General features: G+C 58.2%; 33 protein-coding genes. All 33 read left to right on the forward strand.

From position 1 onward, the window contains the following. The first annotated feature begins 76 nt into the window (after window positions 1-76). The 33 genes from recQ (at window position 77) to KHO31_RS23340 (ending at window position 20901) form a co-directional block, all read left to right on the forward strand. Window positions 77-1924 (forward strand): DNA helicase RecQ, encoded by a 1848-nt coding sequence (recQ, locus tag KHO31_RS23180; RefSeq protein WP_211624212.1) that lies wholly within the window; start codon window positions 77-79, stop codon window positions 1922-1924. Window positions 1925-2145: 221 nt separating this feature from the next. Continuing rightward, window positions 2146-2526: a 30S ribosomal protein S12 gene (rpsL, locus tag KHO31_RS23185; RefSeq protein WP_006998493.1), complete on the forward strand. Its 381-nt coding sequence runs from the start codon at window positions 2146-2148 to the stop codon at window positions 2524-2526. Window positions 2527-2705: 179 nt separating this feature from the next. Next, window positions 2706-3176: a 30S ribosomal protein S7 gene (gene rpsG / locus KHO31_RS23190; RefSeq protein ID WP_006053291.1), complete on the forward strand. Its 471-nt coding sequence runs from the start codon at window positions 2706-2708 to the stop codon at window positions 3174-3176. Between the two features lie 135 nt (window positions 3177-3311). Further along, window positions 3312-5414 carry an elongation factor G gene (fusA, locus tag KHO31_RS23195; protein WP_120289165.1) on the forward strand — a complete coding sequence of 701 codons (2103 nt, stop codon included), beginning with the start codon at window positions 3312-3314 and terminating at the stop codon, window positions 5412-5414. A 46-nt stretch (window positions 5415-5460) separates the two neighbouring features. Next, window positions 5461-6651 carry an elongation factor Tu gene (gene tuf / locus KHO31_RS23200; RefSeq protein WP_063497539.1) on the forward strand — a complete coding sequence of 397 codons (1191 nt, stop codon included), beginning with the start codon at window positions 5461-5463 and terminating at the stop codon, window positions 6649-6651. Between the two features lie 126 nt (window positions 6652-6777). Continuing rightward, the gene (rpsJ, locus tag KHO31_RS23205) at window positions 6778-7089 is read left to right on the forward strand and encodes a 30S ribosomal protein S10 (protein WP_006998489.1); all 312 of its coding nucleotides are present in this window, start codon (window positions 6778-6780) and stop codon (window positions 7087-7089) included. Between the two features lie 201 nt (window positions 7090-7290). Next, window positions 7291-7950: a 50S ribosomal protein L3 gene (rplC, locus tag KHO31_RS23210; protein ID WP_007180137.1), complete on the forward strand. Its 660-nt coding sequence runs from the start codon at window positions 7291-7293 to the stop codon at window positions 7948-7950. Further along, a complete protein-coding gene (rplD, locus tag KHO31_RS23215) occupies window positions 7950-8570 on the forward strand; it encodes a 50S ribosomal protein L4 (protein ID WP_007180136.1) in 621 nt (206 codons plus the stop codon). Before rplC ends, rplD begins: the two co-directional genes overlap by 1 nt. Further along, on the forward strand, window positions 8567-8881 hold the full coding sequence (gene rplW, locus KHO31_RS23220; RefSeq protein ID WP_007180135.1) for a 50S ribosomal protein L23: 315 nt from the start codon (window positions 8567-8569) through the stop codon (window positions 8879-8881). The genes rplD and rplW overlap by 4 nt, the downstream gene beginning before the upstream one ends. 2 nt (window positions 8882-8883) lie before the next feature. Continuing rightward, window positions 8884-9711: a 50S ribosomal protein L2 gene (gene rplB / locus KHO31_RS23225; protein WP_201079648.1), complete on the forward strand. Its 828-nt coding sequence runs from the start codon at window positions 8884-8886 to the stop codon at window positions 9709-9711. 10 nt (window positions 9712-9721) lie between these two features. Then, window positions 9722-9997, forward strand: a complete 276-nt coding sequence (gene rpsS / locus KHO31_RS23230; RefSeq protein ID WP_054036552.1) for a 30S ribosomal protein S19 — start codon at window positions 9722-9724, stop codon at window positions 9995-9997. A gap of 7 nt (window positions 9998-10004) precedes the next feature. Next, window positions 10005-10337: a 50S ribosomal protein L22 gene (gene rplV / locus KHO31_RS23235; RefSeq protein WP_197070230.1), complete on the forward strand. Its 333-nt coding sequence runs from the start codon at window positions 10005-10007 to the stop codon at window positions 10335-10337. An 11-nt stretch (window positions 10338-10348) separates the two neighbouring features. Then, window positions 10349-11155 (forward strand): 30S ribosomal protein S3, encoded by an 807-nt coding sequence (rpsC, locus tag KHO31_RS23240; protein ID WP_201079646.1) that lies wholly within the window; start codon window positions 10349-10351, stop codon window positions 11153-11155. A gap of 2 nt (window positions 11156-11157) precedes the next feature. Continuing rightward, complete coding sequence (rplP, locus tag KHO31_RS23245; protein ID WP_007180131.1) at window positions 11158-11574, forward strand: 50S ribosomal protein L16; 417 nt, start codon at window positions 11158-11160, stop codon at window positions 11572-11574. Between the two features lie 10 nt (window positions 11575-11584). Beyond that, complete coding sequence (gene rpmC, locus KHO31_RS23250; RefSeq protein ID WP_007180130.1) at window positions 11585-11779, forward strand: 50S ribosomal protein L29; 195 nt, start codon at window positions 11585-11587, stop codon at window positions 11777-11779. Next, a complete protein-coding gene (rpsQ, locus tag KHO31_RS23255) occupies window positions 11776-12048 on the forward strand; it encodes a 30S ribosomal protein S17 (RefSeq protein ID WP_007180129.1) in 273 nt (90 codons plus the stop codon). The genes rpmC and rpsQ overlap by 4 nt, the downstream gene beginning before the upstream one ends. A gap of 290 nt (window positions 12049-12338) precedes the next feature. Further along, entirely contained in the window at window positions 12339-12707 is a 369-nt protein-coding gene (gene rplN, locus KHO31_RS23260) for a 50S ribosomal protein L14 (RefSeq protein WP_006052212.1), read from the forward strand. A 9-nt stretch (window positions 12708-12716) separates the two neighbouring features. Beyond that, window positions 12717-13025, forward strand: coding sequence for a 50S ribosomal protein L24 (gene rplX, locus KHO31_RS23265; RefSeq protein WP_028199569.1), 309 nt, complete (start codon window positions 12717-12719; stop codon window positions 13023-13025). 17 nt (window positions 13026-13042) lie between these two features. After that, window positions 13043-13582, forward strand: coding sequence for a 50S ribosomal protein L5 (rplE, locus tag KHO31_RS23270; RefSeq protein ID WP_006052214.1), 540 nt, complete (start codon window positions 13043-13045; stop codon window positions 13580-13582). Window positions 13583-13589: 7 nt separating this feature from the next. Next, on the forward strand, window positions 13590-13895 hold the full coding sequence (gene rpsN, locus KHO31_RS23275; RefSeq protein WP_006052215.1) for a 30S ribosomal protein S14: 306 nt from the start codon (window positions 13590-13592) through the stop codon (window positions 13893-13895). Window positions 13896-13909: 14 nt separating this feature from the next. After that, entirely contained in the window at window positions 13910-14305 is a 396-nt protein-coding gene (rpsH, locus tag KHO31_RS23280; protein ID WP_006052216.1) for a 30S ribosomal protein S8, read from the forward strand. 18 nt (window positions 14306-14323) lie between these two features. Then, window positions 14324-14854 (forward strand): 50S ribosomal protein L6, encoded by a 531-nt coding sequence (gene rplF, locus KHO31_RS23285; protein WP_028199570.1) that lies wholly within the window; start codon window positions 14324-14326, stop codon window positions 14852-14854. A gap of 12 nt (window positions 14855-14866) precedes the next feature. Next, window positions 14867-15232: a 50S ribosomal protein L18 gene (rplR, locus tag KHO31_RS23290; RefSeq protein WP_012434568.1), complete on the forward strand. Its 366-nt coding sequence runs from the start codon at window positions 14867-14869 to the stop codon at window positions 15230-15232. 14 nt (window positions 15233-15246) lie between these two features. After that, a complete protein-coding gene (gene rpsE, locus KHO31_RS23295; protein ID WP_006052219.1) occupies window positions 15247-15765 on the forward strand; it encodes a 30S ribosomal protein S5 in 519 nt (172 codons plus the stop codon). A 10-nt stretch (window positions 15766-15775) separates the two neighbouring features. After that, entirely contained in the window at window positions 15776-15958 is a 183-nt protein-coding gene (gene rpmD / locus KHO31_RS23300; protein WP_028199571.1) for a 50S ribosomal protein L30, read from the forward strand. A gap of 29 nt (window positions 15959-15987) precedes the next feature. Then, window positions 15988-16422 carry a 50S ribosomal protein L15 gene (rplO, locus tag KHO31_RS23305; protein ID WP_074281990.1) on the forward strand — a complete coding sequence of 145 codons (435 nt, stop codon included), beginning with the start codon at window positions 15988-15990 and terminating at the stop codon, window positions 16420-16422. 46 nt (window positions 16423-16468) lie between these two features. Continuing rightward, a complete protein-coding gene (gene secY / locus KHO31_RS23310; RefSeq protein ID WP_063497536.1) occupies window positions 16469-17815 on the forward strand; it encodes a preprotein translocase subunit SecY in 1347 nt (448 codons plus the stop codon). Window positions 17816-17823: 8 nt separating this feature from the next. Continuing rightward, complete coding sequence (infA, locus tag KHO31_RS23315) at window positions 17824-18042, forward strand: translation initiation factor IF-1 (protein WP_004521905.1); 219 nt, start codon at window positions 17824-17826, stop codon at window positions 18040-18042. A 20-nt stretch (window positions 18043-18062) separates the two neighbouring features. Then, a complete protein-coding gene (gene rpmJ, locus KHO31_RS23320; RefSeq protein ID WP_004199844.1) occupies window positions 18063-18179 on the forward strand; it encodes a 50S ribosomal protein L36 in 117 nt (38 codons plus the stop codon). Between the two features lie 41 nt (window positions 18180-18220). Then, window positions 18221-18586: a 30S ribosomal protein S13 gene (rpsM, locus tag KHO31_RS23325; protein ID WP_012434566.1), complete on the forward strand. Its 366-nt coding sequence runs from the start codon at window positions 18221-18223 to the stop codon at window positions 18584-18586. Window positions 18587-18614: 28 nt separating this feature from the next. Continuing rightward, entirely contained in the window at window positions 18615-19019 is a 405-nt protein-coding gene (gene rpsK, locus KHO31_RS23330) for a 30S ribosomal protein S11 (protein ID WP_006052224.1), read from the forward strand. A 156-nt stretch (window positions 19020-19175) separates the two neighbouring features. Next, entirely contained in the window at window positions 19176-19799 is a 624-nt protein-coding gene (gene rpsD, locus KHO31_RS23335) for a 30S ribosomal protein S4 (protein WP_027800372.1), read from the forward strand. Window positions 19800-19923: 124 nt separating this feature from the next. Next, a complete protein-coding gene (locus KHO31_RS23340; protein WP_006052226.1) occupies window positions 19924-20901 on the forward strand; it encodes a DNA-directed RNA polymerase subunit alpha in 978 nt (325 codons plus the stop codon). Window positions 20902-20930: the final 29 nt, after the last annotated feature.

Genomic DNA, 20930 nt, shown 5'->3' on the forward strand with positions numbered 1-20930 from the left:
GTCGCAAAGCGCGGGCGCAGCACGAATGCGTTGGTAAAATTCGTGTCACCGGCTTTAAGCTGCTTCTCTCAAATTCATGTCCCGTCCGCTCGAAATCCTCAACGAAGTCTTTGGTTACCCCGCGTTCAGAGGACAGCAGGGCGAAATCGTCGAACACGTCGCTGGTGGAGGCGATTGCCTGGTGCTGATGCCGACGGGCGGCGGCAAGTCGTTGTGTTATCAGATTCCTTCGTTGGTGCGGCGCGAGGCAGGGTGCGGAGCTGGGATCGTCGTGTCTCCGTTGATCGCGTTGATGCAGGATCAGGTCGCTGCGCTCAGGGAAGTCGGTGTGCGTGCCGCCTACCTGAACTCGACGCTGTCGAGTGCGGAAGCAATGGCTACCGAACGCGCGCTGCGCGAAGGCGAAATCGATCTGCTGTATGTGGCGCCGGAACGCCTGATGACGCCCCGCTTCCAGGAATTGCTCGAGCGTACGCGCATCGGTCTGTTCGCCATCGACGAAGCGCACTGCGTGTCGCAATGGGGCCACGATTTCCGTCCTGAATATATTCAGCTGTCGGTACTGCACGAGCGCTTTCCGAATGTGCCGCGCATTGCGCTCACCGCGACCGCCGATGCGATCACGCGCGACGAAATCATCCACCGTCTCGCGCTCGATGACGCGCGCATCTTTGTCTCCAGCTTCGATCGCCCGAACATTCGCTATCGCATCGTTGAAAAGGACAATGCGCGTACGCAATTGCTCGACTTCATTCGCGCCGAACACTCGAAACCGGACGGCACAACGGACGCCGGCGTTGTCTACTGCCTGTCGCGTCGCAAGGTCGAAGAAACGGCAGAGTGGCTCAAAGAGAAGGGTATGCGCGCTTTGCCGTATCACGCCGGCATGGAGTTCGAAATCCGCCAGAAGCATCAGGAGATGTTCCAGCGTGAGGAAGGCATCGTGATGTGTGCAACGATCGCCTTTGGTATGGGGATCGACAAGCCGGACGTACGTTTTGTGGCTCACCTTGATTTGCCGAAGAGCGTCGAAGGTTACTACCAGGAAACCGGGCGCGCGGGCCGTGACGGCATGCCGGCCAATGCATGGATGACGTACGGTCTGGGCGACGTCGTGCAGCAGCGCAAGATGATCGACGAATCCGATGCCGACGACGCGCACAAGCGCGTGCAGACCGGCAAGCTCGATGCGCTGCTCGGTTTGTGTGAAGCGGCGACCTGCCGGCGGGTGCGGCTCCTTGCGTATTTCGGTGAGTCGAGCAAGCCGTGCGGCAACTGCGACAACTGCCTTGAACCGCCGGACACCTGGGATGCGACGCGCGAAGCGCAGATGGCGCTGTCCTGCGTGTTCCGCGCCCAGCGGGCGAGTGGCTTTCACTTCGGCGCCGGCCATCTGATCGATATCCTGCGGGGCAACCGCAGCGAGAAGATTCTGCAACGCGGTCACGAGAAGCTGACCACCTTCGGGATCGGCGCGGCGCTCGGCGAACCGGAGTGGCGCGCCATTTTTCGTCAGCTCGTCGCGTTCGGCTACCTCACCGTCGACCACGAAGGTTTCGGTTCGCTAGTACTGACAGAAGCAGCCAAAGCGGTGTTGAAGAGCGAGCAGAACGTGACGATGCGCCGCTACGTGAAACCGACGCGTACTCGCCAGTCATCCGGCCGTACTAGCGAGCGCGCCGATCCGACGATCGGGATGGGCCCGCGCGAGCGCGCCCGCTGGGAGCGCCTGCGCGCCTGGCGCACGGAGACAGCGAAAAGCGACGGCGTGCCGGCCTACGTTATTTTCCACGACGCTACGCTGGCCGAAATTGCCCGCAACGGCCCAGATTCCATCGAGGATTTGCGCGGCATTCCGGGCATGGGCGCCCGCAAACTCGACCGCTTTGGCGACGAGCTGCTGGAAGTCGTTGCCGCCGACTGAGTGCCGGTGGGCCCAGTTTGAGGTCGGCAGGCGTGCGAAGCAATGCAACCTGTTGACTCGCTTAGCATTTTCGGAATATTATGCTAGGTTCCGGTTCTTGGAATGCCTGTGCGCGAAGTCAATTCGTGCGCTGACACCCTGGTTCGGAAGTTCGATGCGCAATCGTTTCTGCTTTGCCCGGAAACAGATGCGTCGATTTTGTTCAATTTCAGGAATAAACAATGCCAACCATCAATCAACTGGTTCGCAAAGGCCGCGCGTCGGAAACGACGAAGAGCAAGAGCCCGGCTTTGCAGGACTGCCCCCAGCGTCGCGGCGTGTGCACCCGTGTGTACACCACGACGCCTAAGAAGCCTAACTCGGCACTGCGTAAGGTTGCCAAGGTTCGTCTGACGAACGGCTTCGAAGTTATTTCGTACATCGGTGGTGAAGGCCACAACCTGCAGGAACACTCGGTCGTGCTGATTCGCGGCGGCCGTGTTAAGGACTTGCCGGGTGTGCGTTACCACATGGTTCGCGGCTCGCTGGATACACAGGGCGTCAAGGATCGTAAGCAGGCTCGCTCGAAGTACGGTGCGAAGCGTGCCAAGGCTGGCAAGTAATTAGCCGGTCAGTGTAGTTCCAGGTCGCCTGTAAAGGCGGTAATGGCGGTGGTACCGGAATCGCCGGTGCTGTCGAGTAAGTGGTCACCCGACCAGGCTGGTAAGTCGTTAGAGATGAATCGGGTTAGTTGGTGGCCGCGGAGCTGAAGCAGCTCCAACTGAAAAGTAAAGGAAGAAACATGCCGCGTCGTCGCGAAGTCCCCAAGCGGGAAGTGTTGCCGGATCCGAAGTTCGGTAACGTAGATGTTGCAAAGTTCATGAACGTGCTGATGCTCTCCGGCAAGAAGTCGGTTGCTGAGCGTATCGTGTACGGCGCTTTCGAACAGATCCAGACCAAGGGTGGCAAGGACCCGCTGGAAGTGTTCACGGTAGCGCTCAACAACGTCAAGCCGGTGGTCGAAGTTAAGAGCCGCCGCGTTGGTGGTGCGAACTATCAGGTTCCGGTCGAAGTGCGTCCGTCGCGTCGTATGGCATTGGCGATGCGTTGGTTGCGTGAAGCCGCGAAGAAGCGCAGCGAGAAGTCGATGGCCCTGCGTCTGGCAGGTGAACTCTCCGAAGCGGCCGAAGGCCGTGGCGGCGCGATGAAGAAGCGCGACGAAGTTCACCGGATGGCAGAAGCCAACAAGGCGTTCTCGCACTTCCGTTTCTAAGCTTCCCGACCCCCGGGTTTAGCAGAAAAAGCGGAAAGAAATTCCGGGCGGGTGCGCTTACAAAGCGCCTCGCCCGTTTGTGTTACAGCGCGATGGGTATTTTCTCGCATCGCGTCATCCCAATAGAGGATCAAAGTGGCTCGCAAGACACCTATCGAGCGCTACCGTAACATCGGTATTAGCGCTCACATCGACGCCGGCAAAACGACGACGACCGAGCGCATTCTGTTCTATACCGGCGTGAACCACAAGATTGGTGAAGTTCACGACGGCGCTGCCACCATGGACTGGATGGAGCAGGAGCAGGAACGCGGCATCACGATCACGTCGGCTGCTACCACGGCGTTCTGGAAAGGCATGGCCGGCGACCGCGCTGAGCACCGCATCAACATCATCGACACCCCGGGCCACGTCGACTTCACGATTGAAGTTGAGCGCTCGATGCGCGTGCTCGACGGCGCGTGCATGGTGTATTGCGCAGTGGGCGGTGTGCAGCCCCAGTCGGAAACCGTGTGGCGTCAGGCTAACAAGTACAAGGTTCCCCGTCTCGCGTTCATCAACAAGATGGACCGTACCGGCGCGAACTTCTTCAAGGTCTACGACCAGCTCAAGCTACGTCTGAAGGCGAACCCGGTTCCGGTCGTGGTGCCTATCGGTGCTGAAGAAACGTTCACGGGCGTGGTCGATCTGCTGAAGATGAAAGCGATCATTTGGGACGAAGCGTCCCAAGGCACGAAGTTCTCGTACGAAGAGATCCCGGCAGAACTCGTCGACACGTGCAACGAATGGCGCGAGAAGATGGTCGAAGCCGCGGCTGAGTCGAGCGAAGACATGATGAACAAGTACCTCGAGTCGGGCGAACTGACCGAGGCGGAAATCATCAAGGGTCTGCGCGACCGTACGATCGCGTGCGAAATCCAGCCGATGCTGTGCGGTACCGCGTTCAAGAACAAGGGCGTGCAACGGATGCTGGACGCCGTGCTCGACTTCCTGCCGTCGCCGATCGACATTCCGCCGGTTACGGGTGAACTCGAAAACGGTGAAAAGGCTGAGCGTCGCGCAGCTGACGACGAGAAGTTCTCGTCCCTCGCATTCAAGATCATGACCGACCCGTTTGTCGGCCAGCTGATCTTCTTCCGTGTGTACTCCGGCACGACGAAGTCGGGCGACACGCTGCTGAACGCGACCAAGGACAAGAAGGAACGTCTCGGCCGTATTCTGCTGATGCATGCAAACCAGCGTGAAGAAATCAAGGAAGTGCACGCGGGCGACATCGCTGCTGCTGTTGGCCTGAAAGACGCGACCACGGGCGACACGCTGTGCGACCCGCTGCACCCGATCGTGCTCGAGCGCATGATTTTCCCAGAACCGGTGATTTCGCAGGCTGTTGAGCCGAAGACGAAGCCGGACCAGGAAAAGATGGGTCTGGCCCTGAACCGTCTGGCTCAGGAAGATCCGTCGTTCCGCGTTCAAACGGACGAAGAATCGGGTCAAACCATTATTTCGGGCATGGGCGAGCTCCACCTGGAAATTCTGGTTGACCGGATGAAGCGTGAGTTCGGCGTCGAAGCTACCGTCGGCAAGCCGCAAGTGGCGTATCGTGAAACGATTCGTGGCAAGGCGGAAGACGTTGACGGCAAGTTCGTCAAGCAGTCGGGTGGTCGCGGCCAATACGGTCACGCGGTCATCACGCTTGAGCCGAACGAGCAGGGCAAGGGCTACGAGTTCCTGGACGAGATCAAGGGCGGTGTGATTCCGCGTGAATACATCCCGGCAGTCGACAAGGGTATCCAGGAAACGCTGAAGGCTGGCGTGCTGGCGGGCTTCCCGGTCGTTGACGTGAAGGTTCACCTGACGTTCGGTTCGTACCACGACGTTGACTCGAACGAAAATGCGTTCCGCATGGCCGGTTCGATGGCGTTCAAGGAAGCTATGCGCAAGGCTCAACCGGTCATCCTCGAACCGATGATGGCTGTGGAAGTCGAAACGCCTGAAGATTACATGGGCAACGTGATGGGCGATCTGTCGGGTCGTCGCGGTATCGTTCAGGGCATGGACGACATGGTTGGCGGCGGCAAGATCGTTCGCGCCGAAGTGCCGCTGTCGGAAATGTTCGGCTACTCGACGTCGCTGCGTTCGCTGACCCAAGGTCGTGCAACGTACACGATGGAGTTCAAGCACTACTCCGAAGCACCGCGTAACGTGTCGGAAGCGATCATCAACGCCAAGTCGAAGTAATCGCGCGGCAAGTCATTCAACGATAACTTTTTGAAAGAAGAGAAACATGGCTAAAGGTAAATTCGAACGGACCAAGCCGCACGTGAACGTCGGCACGATCGGTCACGTTGACCACGGCAAGACCACGCTGACGGCAGCGATCACGACGGTGCTGACCAAGAAGTTTGGCGGCGAAGCAAAGGCATACGACCAGATCGACGCGGCGCCGGAAGAAAAGGCGCGTGGTATCACGATTAACACGGCACACGTCGAGTACGAAACGGCTAACCGCCACTACGCACACGTCGACTGCCCGGGCCACGCTGACTATGTGAAGAACATGATCACGGGCGCAGCGCAGATGGACGGCGCGATCCTGGTGTGCTCGGCCGCAGACGGCCCGATGCCGCAAACGCGTGAGCACATCCTGCTGGCGCGTCAGGTTGGCGTTCCGTACATCATCGTGTTCCTGAACAAGTGCGACATGGTGGACGACGCTGAGCTGCTGGAACTGGTCGAGATGGAAGTTCGCGAACTTCTGTCGAAGTACGACTTCCCGGGCGACGACACGCCGATCATCAAGGGTTCGGCCAAGCTGGCGCTGGAAGGCGACACGGGCGAGCTGGGCGAAGTGGCGATCATGAATCTGGCCGATGCGCTGGATACGTACATCCCGACGCCGGAGCGCGCAGTTGACGGTGCGTTCCTGATGCCGGTGGAAGACGTGTTCTCGATCTCGGGTCGTGGCACGGTGGTGACGGGTCGCGTTGAGCGCGGCGTGGTGAAGGTCGGCGAAGAAATCGAAATCGTCGGTATCAAGCCGACGGTGAAGACGACGTGCACGGGCGTGGAAATGTTCCGCAAGCTGCTCGACCAGGGTCAGGCAGGCGACAACGTTGGTATCCTGCTGCGCGGCACGAAGCGTGAAGACGTGGAGCGTGGCCAGGTTCTGGCGAAGCCGGGTTCGATCAACCCGCACACGCACTTCACGGCTGAAGTGTACGTGCTGAGCAAGGACGAAGGCGGCCGCCACACACCGTTCTTCAACAACTATCGTCCGCAGTTCTACTTCCGTACGACGGACGTGACGGGCTCGATCGAGTTGCCGAAGGACAAGGAAATGGTCATGCCGGGCGACAACGTGTCGATCACGGTGAAGCTGATCAACCCGATCGCGATGGAAGAAGGTCTGCGCTTCGCAATTCGCGAAGGCGGCCGTACGGTCGGCGCAGGTGTGGTTGCCAAGATTCTCGAGTAAAATCGAGGGTTGAAGTTGCAGTAGGTGGTGCCCGGAGCCGGGCGCCAGCCCACAGCGGGTGCCCGGCTCTACGTTCTTTTACTATTTGGCGGCGCAATACCGCCTCGCTCTTTCCAAGGAATTGTCATGCAGAACCAGAAAATCCGCATTCGCCTGAAGGCTTTCGACTATCGCCTGATCGATCAATCGGCAGCTGAAATCGTCGACACGGCGAAGCGGACTGGCGCAATCGTTCGTGGTCCGGTGCCCCTGCCGACCCGCATTCAACGTTTCGACATCCTGCGTTCGCCGCACGTCAACAAGACGTCGCGCGATCAGCTCGAAATCCGTACGCACCAACGCCTGATGGACATCGTCGACCCGACGGACAAGACCGTTGACGCACTGATGAAGCTGGACCTGCCGGCTGGTGTGGACGTGGAAATCAAGCTCCAATAAGGCTTCAGAGCGGTGCCCAGTATGCTGGACATCGCTAAGTCATTGATTGCTTGCGAAAAACGAAAAGCCTCGCTATAATAGTGGGCTTTTCGCGCATTTGCGCAAAAAAGTCGGTGTGCTGCAGCATGAATTCATGCCCGAAACGGCACCGGCATTTTGTAAATTAGCCCCGACCAATCGCAGTCGGGAATGGAGAAAACGATGAGCCTTGGACTCGTAGGTCGCAAGGTTGGCATGACCCGTATCTTCACGGCAGAAGGGGATTCGATTCCCGTTACCGTGCTGGACGTGTCCGACAACCGCGTGACGCAGATCAAGACTGTTGAAACCGACGGCTACACCGCCGTGCAGGTTGCATTCGGTACGCGCCGTGCATCGCGTGTGACGAAGCCGTTGGCCGGTCATCTCGCCAAAGCCGGTGTTCAAGCCGGTGAAATCCTCAAAGAATTCCAGATCGACGCTGCCAAGGCTGCCGAGTTGTCGAACGGCACCGTGGTTGGTCCCGACCTGTTCGAAGTAGGCCAGAAGGTCGACGTGCAAGGCGTGTCGATCGGTAAGGGCTACGCCGGTACCATCAAGCGTTACAACTTCGCATCCGGCCGTGCATCGCACGGTAACTCGCGCTCGCACAACGTGCCGGGTTCGATCGGTATGGCGCAGGATCCGGGTCGTGTTTTCCCGGGTAAGCGCATGACCGGTCACATGGGTGACGATACGGTAACCGTGCAAAACCTCGAAATCGCTCGTATCGACGCTGACCGCAAGCTGTTGCTGGTCAAGGGCGCCGTTCCGGGTGCGAAGGGTGGCAAGGTATTCGTTACGCCGGCCGTGAAGACGCGTGCCGTGAAAGGAGCGAAATAATGGAACTTAAGCTCCTGAATGCCAATGGTCAGGAAGGTGCAGGCGTTAGCGCGTCGGACGTAGTGTTCGGCCGCGACTACAACGAAGCCCTGATTCACCAAGTAGTGGTGGCGTATCAAGCGAATGCCCGTAGCGGTAACCGCGCGCAGAAGGACCGTGAGCAAGTCAAGCACACGACCAAGAAGCCGTGGCGCCAAAAGGGTACGGGCCGCGCCCGTGCCGGTATGTCGTCGAGCCCGTTGTGGCGCGGCGGTGGCCGGATCTTCCCGAATTCGCCGGAAGAAAACTTTTCGCACAAGGTCAACAAGAAGATGCATCGCGCAGGTCTCTGCTCGATCTTCTCGCAGCTGGCCCGCGAAGGCCGCATCTCGGTGGTTGACGAGCTGACGCTCGAAGCGCCGAAGACGAAGCTGCTGGCCGAAAAATTCAAGGCGATGGGGCTCGACTCCGTGTTGGTTATTACCGACACGGTTGACGAAAACCTGTACCTCGCGTCGCGCAACCTCGCCCATGTGGCAGTTGTCGAGCCGCGTTACGCCGACCCGCTGTCGCTGATCTACTTCAAGAAGATCCTGATCACGAAGGCTGCGGTCGCCCAGATCGAGGAGTTGCTGTCATGAGCGAGATTCGCAAGAACGATCATCGTTTGATGCAGGTCCTGCTCGCGCCGGTGATCTCCGAAAAGGCGACGCTGGTGGCCGACAAGAACGAGCAAGTTGTGTTCGAAGTCGCGCCCGATGCCACGAAGCAGGAAGTGAAAGCTGCAGTCGAGCTGCTGTTCAAGGTGGAAGTCAATTCCGTCAACGTGCTGGTCTCGAAGGGCAAAGCCAAGCGCTTTGGCCGCTTCATGGGCAAGCGCAAGGACGTGAAGAAGGCGTACGTCTGCCTGAAGCCCGGCCAGGAAATCAACTTTGAAGCGGAGGCCAAGTAATCATGGCAATCGTTAAAGTTAAGCCGACTTCGCCGGGTCGCCGTGCGATGGTCAAGGTGGTCAACAAGGATCTGCATAAGGGCAAGCCGTTCGCACCGCTGCTCGATGCGCAATCCACGACCGCCGGCCGTAACAACAACGGCCACATCACCACGCGCCATAAGGGTGGTGGTCATAAGCATCACTACCGTGTCGTCGATTTCCGTCGCAACAAGGACGGCATTCCGGCAAAGGTCGAACGTCTTGAGTACGATCCGAACCGTAGCGCGAACATCGCGCTGGTTCTGTACGCAGACGGCGAGCGCAAGTACATCATCGCTCCGAAGGGTTTGACGGTGGGCCAGCAACTGATGTCGGGTTCGGAAGCTCCGATCCGCTCAGGTAACACGCTGCCGATCCGCAATATCCCGGTCGGTACGACGATTCACTGCATCGAAATGCTGCCGGGCAAGGGCGCGCAAATGGCGCGTTCGGCTGGCACGTCGGCGATGTTGCTGGCTCGTGAAGGCATCTACGCACAGGTCCGCCTGCGCTCGGGTGAAATCCGCCGCGTTCACGTTGAGTGCCGCGCGACGATTGGTGAAGTTGGCAACGAAGAGCATAGCCTCCGTCAAATCGGTAAGGCTGGCGCGAATCGCTGGCGCGGTATCCGCCCGACGGTACGTGGCGTTGCAATGAACCCGGTCGATCACCCGCACGGCGGTGGTGAAGGCAAGACGGCTGCAGGTCGCGATCCGGTGAGCCCGTGGGGCACGCCTGCTAAGGGTTATCGCACCCGCAGCAACAAGCGCACGACGAGCATGATCGTCCAGCGCCGTCACAAGCGTTAAGGAGTAGGCAATGGCACGTTCTGTAAAAAAAGGTCCGTTCTGCGACGCCCATTTGCTGAAGAAAGTTGAGTCGGCAGCCGCTGCGCGTGACAAGAAGCCGATCAAAACCTGGTCGCGTCGTTCGACGATTCTGCCGGATTTCATCGGTTTGACGATTGCTGTGCATAACGGCCGTCAACACGTTCCGGTGTACATCTCGGAAAACATGGTCGGCCACAAGCTTGGCGAGTTTGCATTGACCCGGACGTTCAAGGGTCATGCAGCCGACAAGAAGGCTAAGAAATAAGGGGATCATGATGGAAGTGAAAGCAATTCATCGCGGTGCCCGCATCTCGGCGCAGAAAACGCGCCTTGTGGCTGACCAGATCCGCGGTTTGCCGGTCGACAAGGCGCTGAACGTTCTGACGTTCTCGCCGAAGAAGGCTGCGGGAATCGTGAAAAAGGTTGTGCTGTCGGCGATCGCGAATGCGGAGCATAACGAAGGCGCCGATATCGACGAGCTCAAAGTAACGAGCATCATGGTCGACAAGGCTGCATCGCTGAAGCGTTTTACCGCGCGCGCTAAAGGCCGCGGTAACCGCATCGAGAAGCAATCCTGTCACATCACTGTGACGGTCGGGAATTAAGGGGTCATACGATGGGACAGAAAATTCATCCGACTGGCTTCCGTTTGGCCGTCAGCCGCAATTGGGCGTCGCGTTGGTACGCGAACAACAACAATTTCGCGGCGATGTTGCAGGAAGACATCGGTGTTCGTGAATACCTGAAGAAGAAGCTGAAAAACGCTTCGGTTGGTCGCGTCGTTATCGAGCGTCCGGCGAAAAACGCGCGCATCACGATTTATAGCTCGCGTCCGGGTGTCGTCATCGGTAAGAAGGGCGAGGATATCGAGCTGCTGAAGTCGGAACTGCAACGCCGCATGGGCGTTCCGGTCCACGTCAACATCGAAGAAATCCGTAAGCCGGAAACCGATGCGCAACTGATCGCGGATTCGATCACGCAGCAGCTCGAGCGCCGGATTATGTTCCGCCGCGCGATGAAGCGTGCGATGCAAAACGCAATGCGTCTGGGTGCTCAAGGCATCAAGATCATGAGCGCTGGCCGCCTGAACGGTATCGAAATCGCTCGTACGGAATGGTATCGCGAAGGTCGCGTGCCCCTTCATACGCTGCGTGCTGATATCGACTACGCAACTTCGGAAGCGAAGACGACGTACGGCATCATCGGCGTGAAGGTGTGGGTCTACAAGGGCGACACGCTTGGCCGCAACGACGCACCGGTGATTGAAGAAGTCGCCGAAGAAAAGCGTCCGCGCCGCAACGCACGTCCGGGTGGCGATCGCCGTCCGCGTCGCGATGGTGAAGGTGGTGGCCCGGCAGGTGCACGCCGTGGCGCTCCCCGTCGTGCTGGCGGTGCCGGCGACGGCGGGAAGACTGGAGAATAACGATGCTGCAACCGAAACGCAGAAAGTATCGCAAAGAGCAGAAGGGTCGTAACACCGGTATCGCTACCCGCGGCAACGCGGTGTCGTTCGGTGAATTCGGCCTGAAGGCTATCGGTCGTGGTCGCTTGACCGCGCGCCAGATTGAAGCGGCACGTCGTGCAATGACGCGTCACATCAAGCGTGGTGGCCGCATCTGGATCCGCATCTTCCCGGACAAGCCGATCTCGCACAAGCCGGCTGAAGTACGTATGGGTAACGGTAAAGGTAACCCTGAGTACTACGTCGCGGAGATTCAACCGGGCAAGATGCTGTACGAAATGGACGGCGTAACCGAAGAGCTGGCACGCGAAGCGTTCCGTCTGGCTGCAGCTAAGCTGCCGCTCAAGACGACGTTTATCGTGCGTCAGCTCGGCGCCTAAGGAGTAAATGATGAAGGCTTCCGAACTTCACCAGAAAGATCAGGCCGCGCTCAACAAGGAGCTGTCGGACCTGTTGAAGGCGCAATTCGGCCTGCGCATGCAACTCGCGACCCAGCAGCTCACGAACACGAGCCAGCTGAAGAAGGTTCGTCGCGACATCGCACGTGTGCGGACCGTCCTGACTGAGAAGGCGAACCAGAAATGAACGATAGCGTAAAAACCTCGCTCAAGCGGACGCTGGTCGGCAAGGTCGTCAGCAACAAGATGGACAAGACGGTCACCGTGCTGGTTGAGCACCGCGTGAAGCACCCGATCTACGGCAAGTACGTTGTGCGTTCGAAGAAGTACCACGCGCACGACGATGCGAACACGTACAACGAGGGTGACCTCGTTGAAATCCAGGAAACGCGTCCGATTTCGAAGACGAAAGCTTGGGTTGTGGCTCGCTTGGTCGAGGCTGCTCGCGTCATCTGACGCCGCAAAGTTGTAGAAGTAATTGAAATCGCAGTGAGTTTCGCTTGCAAGACCGGGATTATGTGATATGATCTCGGTCTTCCCTCTTTTATGGGAGCCCCGTCGCGGGCGAAGTTGGTGGGGGAAGCGGTTCAGGCGCCAGTCTGTTCCGAAGGATTCACCGGATTGCGATGGCGGGTTTCGTTTGCCGTCGCTGCTGTTCATACCCAAGCAGCCGATTGGCTGACGGGACCAAGACTGACCGGGTACGCCATGGTGGTGTGACCGGATTAAGTTGGGATAGATAAACCATGATCCAGACCGAAACTCGGCTTGAAGTGGCCGACAACACCGGTGCGCGTGAAGTCATGTGCATCAAGGTTCTCGGCGGCTCGAAGCGTCGTTATGCCAGCATTGGCGACATCATCAAGGTGACCGTCAAAGAAGCAACGCCGCGCGGGCGCGTGAAGAAAGGCGAAATTTACAACGCCGTGGTGGTTCGCACCGCCAAGGGCGTGCGCCGTCAGGACGGCTCGCTGATCAAGTTCGATGGCAATGCTGCAGTGCTGTTGAATGCCAAGCTCGAACCTATTGGCACCCGTATTTTCGGGCCTGTTACGCGCGAGTTGCGCAGCGAACGATTCATGAAGATCGTTTCGTTGGCACCTGAAGTGCTGTAAGGAGTCGCGATGAACAAGATTCGCAAAGGTGACGAAGTTATCGTCATCACCGGCAAAGATAAAGGCAAGCGCGGCGTCGTGCTGTCCGTTGGCGAAGACAAAGTCATTGTCGAGGGTATCAACCTCGTCAAGAAGCACGTCAAGCCGAACCCGATGAAGGGTACGACGGGTGGCGTGGAAGCCAAGACGATGCCGCTGCAAATTTCGAACGTCGCATTGGTCGACGCGAATGGCAAGGCGTCGCGTGTAGGCATCAAGGTCGAAGGAGACAAGAAGGTCCGTTTCCTTAAGACGACCGGTGCTGTGCTGAGCGCCTGACGCTGCGGAGTAAAAAAATGGCTCGTTTGCAAGAGTTTTACAAAGAGAAGGTTGTACCCGGCCTCATCGAGAAGTTCGGTTACAAGTCCGTGATGGAAGTGCCGCGCATCACCAAGATCACCCTGAATATGGGCCTTGGCGAAGCGGTTGCTGACAAGAAGATCATCGAAAACGCCGTTGGCGACCTGACGAAGATCGCAGGCCAGAAGCCGGTGATCACGAAGGCACGCAAGGCAATCGCTGGCTTCAAGATCCGTCAGGGCTATCCGATCGGTGCAATGGTCACGTTGCGTGGTCAAGCAATGTACGAATTTCTGGACCGTTTCGTGACGGTTGCGCTCCCCCGTGTGCGTGACTTCCGTGGCGTGTCGGGTCGTGCGTTCGATGGTCGCGGCAACTACAACATCGGTGTGAAAGAGCAGATCATTTTCCCCGAAATCGACTACGACAAGATCGACGCACTGCGTGGGCTGAATATCAGCATCACGACAACTGCGAAGACCGACGACGAAGCAAAGGCTCTGCTCGCCAGCTTCAAGTTCCCGTTCAGAAACTGAGGTTACCGTGGCTAAACTGGCACTGATCGAACGTGAAAAGAAGCGTGCTCGCCTGGCCGCTAAGTACGCTCCCAAGCGTGCTGAGCTGAAAGCGATCATCGGCGATATGAGCAAGTCGGACGAAGAGCATTACGCAGCACGTCTGGAACTGCAACAACTGCCGCGCAACTCTAACCCGACCCGTAAGCGCAATCGTTGCGCAATTACCGGTCGCCCGCGTGGCACGTTCCGTAAATTCGGGCTGGCGCGTAACAAGATTCGCGAAATCGCGTTCCGCGGCGAGATCCCTGGCCTGACCAAGGCGAGCTGGTAATAGGAGAAACGTAAATGAGCATGAGTGATCCTATCGCCGATATGCTGACTCGCATCCGCAACGCGCAGATGGTTGAGAAAGTTTCGGTGACAATGCCCTCGTCGAAAGTCAAGGTTGCGATTGCGCAGGTCCTGAAGGACGAAGGCTATATCGATGATTTCGCAGTGAAGTCCGAAGGTGCGAAGTCTGAATTGAACATCGTGTTGAAGTACTACGCTGGCCGTCCGGTGATCGAGCGCATTGAACGCGTTTCGAAGCCTGGTCTGCGTGTGTACCGCGGCCGTAACGACATCCCCGTGGTCATGAATGGCCTCGGCGTGGCAATCGTGTCGACGCCGAAGGGCGTGATGACGGACCGTAAAGCACGTGCAACGGGCGTTGGCGGCGAAGTCATCTGCTACGTCGCTTAAGGCCGAAAGGAGAGAAACATGTCTCGAGTAGGTAAAAGCCCGATCGCGCTGCAAGGCGCAGAAGTGGCCCTTAGCGACGAACGCATTACCGTCAAGGGCCCGCTGGGTACGATTTCGCAGGCGGCAAACAGCCTCGTGAAGGTGGTGAACGACAACGGCACGCTGAAGTTCGAGCCGGTGGACGAAAGCCGCGAAGCGAATGCGATGTCGGGCACGATGCGCGCACTGGTTGCGAACATGGTGAACGGCGTGACGAAGGGTTTCGAGCGCAAGCTGACGCTGGTTGGCGTCGGTTACCGCGCACAGGCGCAAGGCGACAAGCTGAACCTGTCGCTGGGTTTCTCGCACCCCGTGGTGCACCAGATGCCGGAAGGCGTCAAGGCTGAAACCCCGACGCAAACCGAAATCGTGATCAAGGGGATCAACAAGCAACAAGTTGGCCAAGTCGCTGCAGAAGTGCGCGGCTATCGCCCGCCGGAGCCTTATAAGGGCAAGGGTGTGCGTTACGCCAATGAGGTTGTGATCCTCAAAGAAACGAAGAAGAAGTAAGGGTGCGCAATCATGGATAAGACTCAATCTCGCCTGCGCCGCGCTCGTCAGACGCGTATCAAGATCGCTGAGCTGCAGGTCGCGCGTCTCGCCGTGCATCGCACGAACACGCACATCTATGCGCAAGTGTTCTCGCCGTGCGGCACCAAGGTGCTCGCCAGCGCGTCGACGCTCGAAGCCGAAGTGCGTGCGCAACTGGCTGATCAGACGGGCAAGGGCGGCAACGTCAATGCTGCGACCCTGATCGGTAAGCGCATTGCAGAAAAGGCTAAGGCTGCCGGCATCGAATCCGTCGCCTTCGACCGTTCGGGTTTCCGTTACCACGGCCGCGTGAAAGCGCTGGCTGATGCGGCGCGCGAAGCCGGACTCAAGTTCTAAGGGAAGAATTCGTCATGGCAAAGATGCAAGCGAAAGTTCAGGCTGACGAACGCGACGACGGCCTGCGCGAAAAGATGATTTCGGTCAACCGCGTGACCAAGGTTGTGAAGGGCGGCCGGATTCTCGGTTTTGCCGCACTGACCGTGGTTGGCGACGGTGATGGCCGCGTCGGTATGGGCAAGGGCAAGGCGAAGGAAGTGCCGGTCGCTGTTCAGAAGGCGATGGAACAGGCTCGCCGCAACATGTTCAAGGTGCCGCTTAAGAACGGTACCCTGCAACACGAAGTGCACGGTAAGCACGGCGCATCGATGGTCCTCCTGGCTCCGGCCAAGGACGGTACCGGTGTGATCGCTGGCGGCCCGATGCGCGCAGTGTTCGACGTGATGGGCGTGCAGAACGTTGTGGCCAAGAGCCACGGTTCGACGAACCCGTACAACCTCGTTCGTGCAACGCTCGACGGTCTGCGCAAGCAGTCGACGCCGGGTGATATCGCGGCGAAGCGCGGCAAGTCCGTCGAAGATATTCTGGGCTAAGGTGGACACCATGTCTGATAAAACTGTCAAGGTCCAGCTCGTCAAGAGCCTGATCGGCACCCGTGAAACGCACCGTGCAACGGTGCGTGGCCTGGGTCTGCGCCGACTCAATTCGGTTAGCGAGTTGCAGGACACGCCGGCTGTGCGCGGCATGATCAACAAGGTTTCGTACCTCGTTAAGGTCATCGGCTAAGCGGCTGACCAGGACTCAAGGAGTTGATAATGGAATTGAATAACCTGAAGCCGGCCGAAGGCTCGAAGCACGCTAAGCGTCGCGTCGGTCGCGGTATCGGCTCCGGTCTGGGCAAGACTGCTGGCCGTGGTCACAAGGGTCAGAAGTCGCGTTCGGGCGGCTTTCACAAGGTTGGCTTCGAAGGCGGTCAAATGCCGCTGCAACGTCGCCTGCCGAAGCGTGGCTTCACCTCGCTGACGAAGGAATTCGTCGGTGAAGTGCGTCTCTCTGATCTGGAAAAGCTGCCGGTCGACGAAATCGATCTGTTGGCTCTTAAGCAAGCCGGCCTGCTCGGCGAGCTGATCAAGAGCGCCAAGATCATCGCGACGGGCGAGCTGAAGCGCAAGGTCGTTGTGAAGGGTCTGGGTGCGACGAAGGGTGCGCGCGCTGCTATTGAAGCAGCCGGCGGCTCTTTTGCCGAGTAACGCGCAATTTATTTGCCGTCACTAGCATTTGCATCGGAGAAGGTACTTGGCTAACAGTCCGAGTCTCGCAAAACCCGGTCGCAGCGCGGCGAAGTTTGGCGATCTGCGTCGGCGTGCAGTATTCCTGCTGCTGGCGTTGATCGTCTACCGTATCGGCGCGCACATTCCGGTGCCGGGTATTGACCCGGACCAACTGGCAAAGTTGTTCCAAAGCCAGTCGGGCGGCATCCTTGGCATGTTCAACATGTTCTCGGGTGGTGCACTTTCGCGGTTCACGATTTTTGCGCTGGGGATCATGCCGTACATTTCGGCGTCGATCATCATGCAGTTGCTGGCGATTGTCTCGCCGCAGCTGGAAGCGCTGAAAAAGGAAGGGCAGGCGGGTCAACGGAAGATTACGCAGTACACGCGTATCTTTACGGTCCTGCTGGCGACATTCCAGGCGTTCGGCATCGCCGTCGCACTGGAAAATCAGCCTGGCCTGGTGATCGATCCGGGGATGGTGTTTCGGTTGACGACGGTCGTGACGCTGGTGACCGGCACGATGTTCCTGATGTGGCTGGGTGAGCAGATCACGGAACGTGGGCTTGGTAACGGTATCTCGATTATCATTTTCGGCGGTATTGCGGCGGGTTTCCCGAACGCAATCGGTGGTCTTTTCGAATTGGTGCGAACCGGCTCGATGAGCATCATCTCGGCGATTATCGTGGTTGCGCTGATTGCTGGTGTGACGTATCTGGTGGTGTTCATTGAACGCGGCCAGCGCAAGATTCTTGTGAATTACGCCAAGCGGCAAGTCGGTAACAAGATTTACGGCGGACAGTCTTCACATCTGCCGCTGAAGTTGAATATGTCGGGCGTGATTCCGCCGATCTTTGCATCGTCGATCATTCTCTTCCCGGCAACCATCCTGAACTGGTTTAGTTCGGGGTCGCGTACCAGCTGGTTCGCAGACACGTTGCACAACGTGGCCGAAGCCCTTAAGCCCGGTCAACCCGTGTACGTGTTGCTGTACGCGTTGGCGATCGTCTTCTTCTGCTTCTTCTACACCGCACTGGTGTTCAACAGCAGGGAAACGGCCGACAACCTGAAAAAGAGTGGCGCTTTCGTCCCAGGCATCCGCCCGGGCGATCAAACTGCGCGATATATCGACCGTATCCTGACGCGTCTGACGCTGGCTGGTGCGATCTACATCGTGTTTGTTTGTTTGCTGCCTGAATTTTTGGTACTGCGCTGGAACGTGCCGTTTTATTTTGGTGGAACGTCGCTGCTGATCATTGTCGTCGTCACAATGGATTTCATGGCGCAGGTGCAGTCGTACGTTATGTCGCAACAGTATGAATCGCTGCTGAAGAAAGCTAATTTCAAAGGCGGCGGCGTCCCGATGCGTTGAAAGGACTTATGGCCAAAGACGATGTTATCCAGATGCAGGGTGAAGTCATCGAAAACCTGCCTAACGCTACCTTTAGGGTGAAGCTGGAAAACGGCCATGTCGTATTGGGACACATATCCGGCAAGATGCGGATGCACTACATCCGAATCTTGCCGGGCGACAAGGTAACGGTTGAATTGACGCCTTACGATCTGTCGCGTGCGCGGATCGTGTTCCGGGCGAAGTGATTTGAAAAAAGGGTAATATCATGAAAGTGATGGCATCGGTTAAGCGCATTTGCCGCAATTGCAAGATCATCAAGCGCAAAGGCGTTGTGCGCGTGATTTGCAGCTCTGATCCGCGCCACAAACAGCGTCAAGGCTGAACGCCGCGCTTTTTGCTGCGCTTTTTGTTTGAGGAAAAACAATGGCTCGTATCGCAGGGGTTAACATCCCGAATCACCAGCATACCGAAATCGGCCTGACGGCTATTTACGGTGTCGGCCGCACGCGCTCGCGCGACATTTGCGTCGCTGCTGGTGTGGCATTTTCGAAGAAGGTCAAGGACCTGAACGACGCAGACCTCGAAAAGCTGCGTGAAGAAGTCGGCAAGTTCATCGTTGAAGGCGATCTTCGCCGTGAAACGACGATGAACATCAAGCGCCTGATGGATCTCGGCTGCTACCGTGGCGTGCGTCATCGCAAGGGCTTGCCCCTGCGTGGCCAACGCACGCGTACGAATGCCCGTACGCGCAAGGGTCCGCGTCGTGCAGCGCAATCGCTGAAGAAGTAAGCGGAACTGACAGTTACAGGAAAACGTAATGGCTAAGGCTTCGAACAACTCCGCGGCGCAACGCGTTCGCAAGAAGGTCAAGAAGAACGTCGCCGAGGGCGTGGTTCACGTTCACGCGTCGTTCAACAACACCATCATCACGATCACCGATCGTCAAGGCAATGCACTTGCGTGGGCAACGTCGGGTGGTCAGGGTTTCAAGGGTTCGCGTAAATCGACCCCGTTTGCAGCCCAGGTGGCAGCCGAATCGGCTGGCCGCGTGGCGATGGAATACGGCGTGAAGAACCTCGAAGTGCGTATCAAGGGCCCCGGTCCTGGCCGCGAATCGGCGGTGCGCGCGTTGCATGGTCTTGGTATCAAGATCACCGCGATCTCCGACGTGACGCCGGTTCCGCACAACGGCTGCCGTCCGCCGAAGCGTCGTCGTATCTAAGACGCTGTTTTCGCTAGCGCCTGTTGCCGTCGGTGTTCAAGCCGGCGACCACAGGCTGCTTGCGCTATTGAATTGACTAAGCCCACCGTTCGACCCAAAGGGCTCGGACTAGCGCGAGTGCATGCATTCGTGTGATCAATCATAGAAGGAATCAACGTGGCACGTTATATCGGCCCTAAGGCCAAGCTGTCCCGCCGTGAAGGCACTGACCTCTTCCTGAAGAGCGCCCGTCGTTCGCTCGCTGACAAGTGCAAGCTTGACAGCAAGCCTGGCCAACACGGCCGCACGTCGGGTGCACGTACGTCCGACTACGGCACGCAGCTGCGCGAAAAGCAAAAAGTTAAGCGCATCTACGGCGTCCTCGAGCGTCAATTCCGCCGTTACTTCGCTGAAGCCGATCGCTTGAAGGGCAACACGGGTGAAAACCTGCTGCAATTGCTCGAATCGCGTCTCGACAACGTCGTGTATCGCATGGGCTTCGGCTCGACGCGCGCTGAAGCGCGTCAACTCGTTAGCCACAAGGCGATCACGGTGAACGGCGTCGTGTCGAACATCCCGTCGATGCAAGTGAAGGCAGGCGACGTCGTCGCAGTGCGCGAACAAAAGAAGAAGCAGGCGCGTATTCTCGAAGCGCTGTCGCTGGCTGAGCAAGGCGGTCTGCCGAGCTGGGTCGCTGTCGATTCGAAGAAGTTCGAAGGCACGTTCAAGAGCAAGCCGGAACGCAGCGACATCGCTGGCGATATCAACGAAAGCCTGATCGTCGAATTGTATTCGCGGTAATCGGATTAACGGCCGGGGCACCCCGATTGCGTTGCGCAAGGGGGCGTCTCGGCTGTTTATTTTCAGGTTGTTACCGGTCAGCCTTATCGGTGTAACGAGCCGAGGGTATTGAAAAGGAAAACCTATGCAAACCAGTTTGTTGAAGCCCAAGATCATCGCAGTTGAATCGCTTGGTGAGAGCCACGCGAAAGTGGTCATGGAACCGTTTGAACGCGGTTACGGCCACACCTTGGGTAACGCGCTCCGGCGCGTGCTGCTGTCGTCGATGATCGGCTACGCGCCGACCGAAGTGACGATCGCAGGCGTCGTACATGAGTATTCGACGCTCGACGGTGTGCAAGAGGATGTGGTCAACCTGTTGTTGAACCTGAAGGGCGTGGTGTTCAAGCTGCATAACCGTGACGAAGTGACGGTTACGCTGCGCAAGGAAGGCGAAGGCGTTGTCACCGCCGGCGACATCGAACTCGCGCACGATTGCGAAGTCATCAACCCGGATCACGTGATTGCGCATCTGTCGAAGGGCGGTAAGCTCGACGTGCAGATCAAGGTCGAAAAAGGCCGTGGTTATGTGCCGGGCAATGTGCGCCGTTACGGCGAAGAGTCGGCCAAAATCATCGGCCGTATCGTGCTGGACGCGTCGTTCTCGCCGGTTCGCCGCGTGAGCTACGCCGTTGAAAGCGCGCGCGTCGAACAGCGTACCGACCTCGACAAGCTCGTTATGAACATCGAGACCAACGGTGTGATTTCGCCGGAAGAAGCGATCCGTCAATCGGCGCGTATTCTGGTTGATCAACTGTCGGTGTTCGCTGCACTGGAAGGCACCGAAGCAACGGCGGAAGCGCCGTCGCGTGCGCCGCAGATCGATCCGATCCTGTTGCGTCCGGTTGATGATCTCGAACTGACGGTTCGTTCCGCGAACTGCCTGAAGGCCGAGAACATTTACTACATCGGCGACCTGATCCAGCGTACGGAAAACGAGTTGCTCAAGACCCCGAATCTGGGTCGCAAGTCGTTGAACGAAATCAAGGAAGTACTGGCGTCGCGTGGTTTGACGCTCGGCATGAAACTCGAAAACTGGCCGCCGGCAGGTTTGGACAAGTAAGTCGAGAAGTAGTCCCGGGATAGAACCCG

The sequence above is a fragment of the Paraburkholderia domus genome (assembly GCF_905220705.1).
GTDB classification, from domain to species: domain Bacteria; phylum Pseudomonadota; class Gammaproteobacteria; order Burkholderiales; family Burkholderiaceae; genus Paraburkholderia; species Paraburkholderia domus.

Excerpts from the sequence above, each read along its gene's own strand:
- recQ (WP_211624212.1), top strand. The coding sequence starts at position 77 with ATGTCCCGTCCGCTCGAAATCCTCAACGAAGTCTTTGGTTACCCCGCG.
- rpsL (WP_006998493.1), top strand. The coding sequence starts at position 2,146 with ATGCCAACCATCAATCAACTGGTTCGCAAAGGCCGCGCGTCGGAAACG.
- rpsG (WP_006053291.1), top strand. The coding sequence starts at position 2,706 with ATGCCGCGTCGTCGCGAAGTCCCCAAGCGGGAAGTGTTGCCGGATCCG.
- tuf (WP_063497539.1), top strand. The coding sequence starts at position 5,461 with ATGGCTAAAGGTAAATTCGAACGGACCAAGCCGCACGTGAACGTCGGC.
- rpsJ (WP_006998489.1), top strand. The coding sequence starts at position 6,778 with ATGCAGAACCAGAAAATCCGCATTCGCCTGAAGGCTTTCGACTATCGC.
- rplC (WP_007180137.1), top strand. The coding sequence starts at position 7,291 with ATGAGCCTTGGACTCGTAGGTCGCAAGGTTGGCATGACCCGTATCTTC.
- rplD (WP_007180136.1), top strand. The coding sequence starts at position 7,950 with ATGGAACTTAAGCTCCTGAATGCCAATGGTCAGGAAGGTGCAGGCGTT.
- rplW (WP_007180135.1), top strand. The coding sequence starts at position 8,567 with ATGAGCGAGATTCGCAAGAACGATCATCGTTTGATGCAGGTCCTGCTC.
- rplB (WP_201079648.1), top strand. The coding sequence starts at position 8,884 with ATGGCAATCGTTAAAGTTAAGCCGACTTCGCCGGGTCGCCGTGCGATG.
- rpsS (WP_054036552.1), top strand. The coding sequence starts at position 9,722 with ATGGCACGTTCTGTAAAAAAAGGTCCGTTCTGCGACGCCCATTTGCTG.
- rplV (WP_197070230.1), top strand. The coding sequence starts at position 10,005 with ATGATGGAAGTGAAAGCAATTCATCGCGGTGCCCGCATCTCGGCGCAG.
- rpsC (WP_201079646.1), top strand. The coding sequence starts at position 10,349 with ATGGGACAGAAAATTCATCCGACTGGCTTCCGTTTGGCCGTCAGCCGC.
- rplP (WP_007180131.1), top strand. The coding sequence starts at position 11,158 with ATGCTGCAACCGAAACGCAGAAAGTATCGCAAAGAGCAGAAGGGTCGT.
- rpmC (WP_007180130.1), top strand. The coding sequence starts at position 11,585 with ATGAAGGCTTCCGAACTTCACCAGAAAGATCAGGCCGCGCTCAACAAG.
- rpsQ (WP_007180129.1), top strand. The coding sequence starts at position 11,776 with ATGAACGATAGCGTAAAAACCTCGCTCAAGCGGACGCTGGTCGGCAAG.
- rplN (WP_006052212.1), top strand. The coding sequence starts at position 12,339 with ATGATCCAGACCGAAACTCGGCTTGAAGTGGCCGACAACACCGGTGCG.
- rplX (WP_028199569.1), top strand. The coding sequence starts at position 12,717 with ATGAACAAGATTCGCAAAGGTGACGAAGTTATCGTCATCACCGGCAAA.
- rplE (WP_006052214.1), top strand. The coding sequence starts at position 13,043 with ATGGCTCGTTTGCAAGAGTTTTACAAAGAGAAGGTTGTACCCGGCCTC.
- rpsH (WP_006052216.1), top strand. The coding sequence starts at position 13,910 with ATGAGCATGAGTGATCCTATCGCCGATATGCTGACTCGCATCCGCAAC.
- rplF (WP_028199570.1), top strand. The coding sequence starts at position 14,324 with ATGTCTCGAGTAGGTAAAAGCCCGATCGCGCTGCAAGGCGCAGAAGTG.
- rplR (WP_012434568.1), top strand. The coding sequence starts at position 14,867 with ATGGATAAGACTCAATCTCGCCTGCGCCGCGCTCGTCAGACGCGTATC.
- rpsE (WP_006052219.1), top strand. The coding sequence starts at position 15,247 with ATGGCAAAGATGCAAGCGAAAGTTCAGGCTGACGAACGCGACGACGGC.
- rpmD (WP_028199571.1), top strand. The coding sequence starts at position 15,776 with ATGTCTGATAAAACTGTCAAGGTCCAGCTCGTCAAGAGCCTGATCGGC.
- rplO (WP_074281990.1), top strand. The coding sequence starts at position 15,988 with ATGGAATTGAATAACCTGAAGCCGGCCGAAGGCTCGAAGCACGCTAAG.
- infA (WP_004521905.1), top strand. The coding sequence starts at position 17,824 with ATGGCCAAAGACGATGTTATCCAGATGCAGGGTGAAGTCATCGAAAAC.
- rpmJ (WP_004199844.1), top strand. The coding sequence starts at position 18,063 with ATGAAAGTGATGGCATCGGTTAAGCGCATTTGCCGCAATTGCAAGATC.
- rpsM (WP_012434566.1), top strand. The coding sequence starts at position 18,221 with ATGGCTCGTATCGCAGGGGTTAACATCCCGAATCACCAGCATACCGAA.
- rpsK (WP_006052224.1), top strand. The coding sequence starts at position 18,615 with ATGGCTAAGGCTTCGAACAACTCCGCGGCGCAACGCGTTCGCAAGAAG.
- KHO31_RS23340 (WP_006052226.1), top strand. The coding sequence starts at position 19,924 with ATGCAAACCAGTTTGTTGAAGCCCAAGATCATCGCAGTTGAATCGCTT.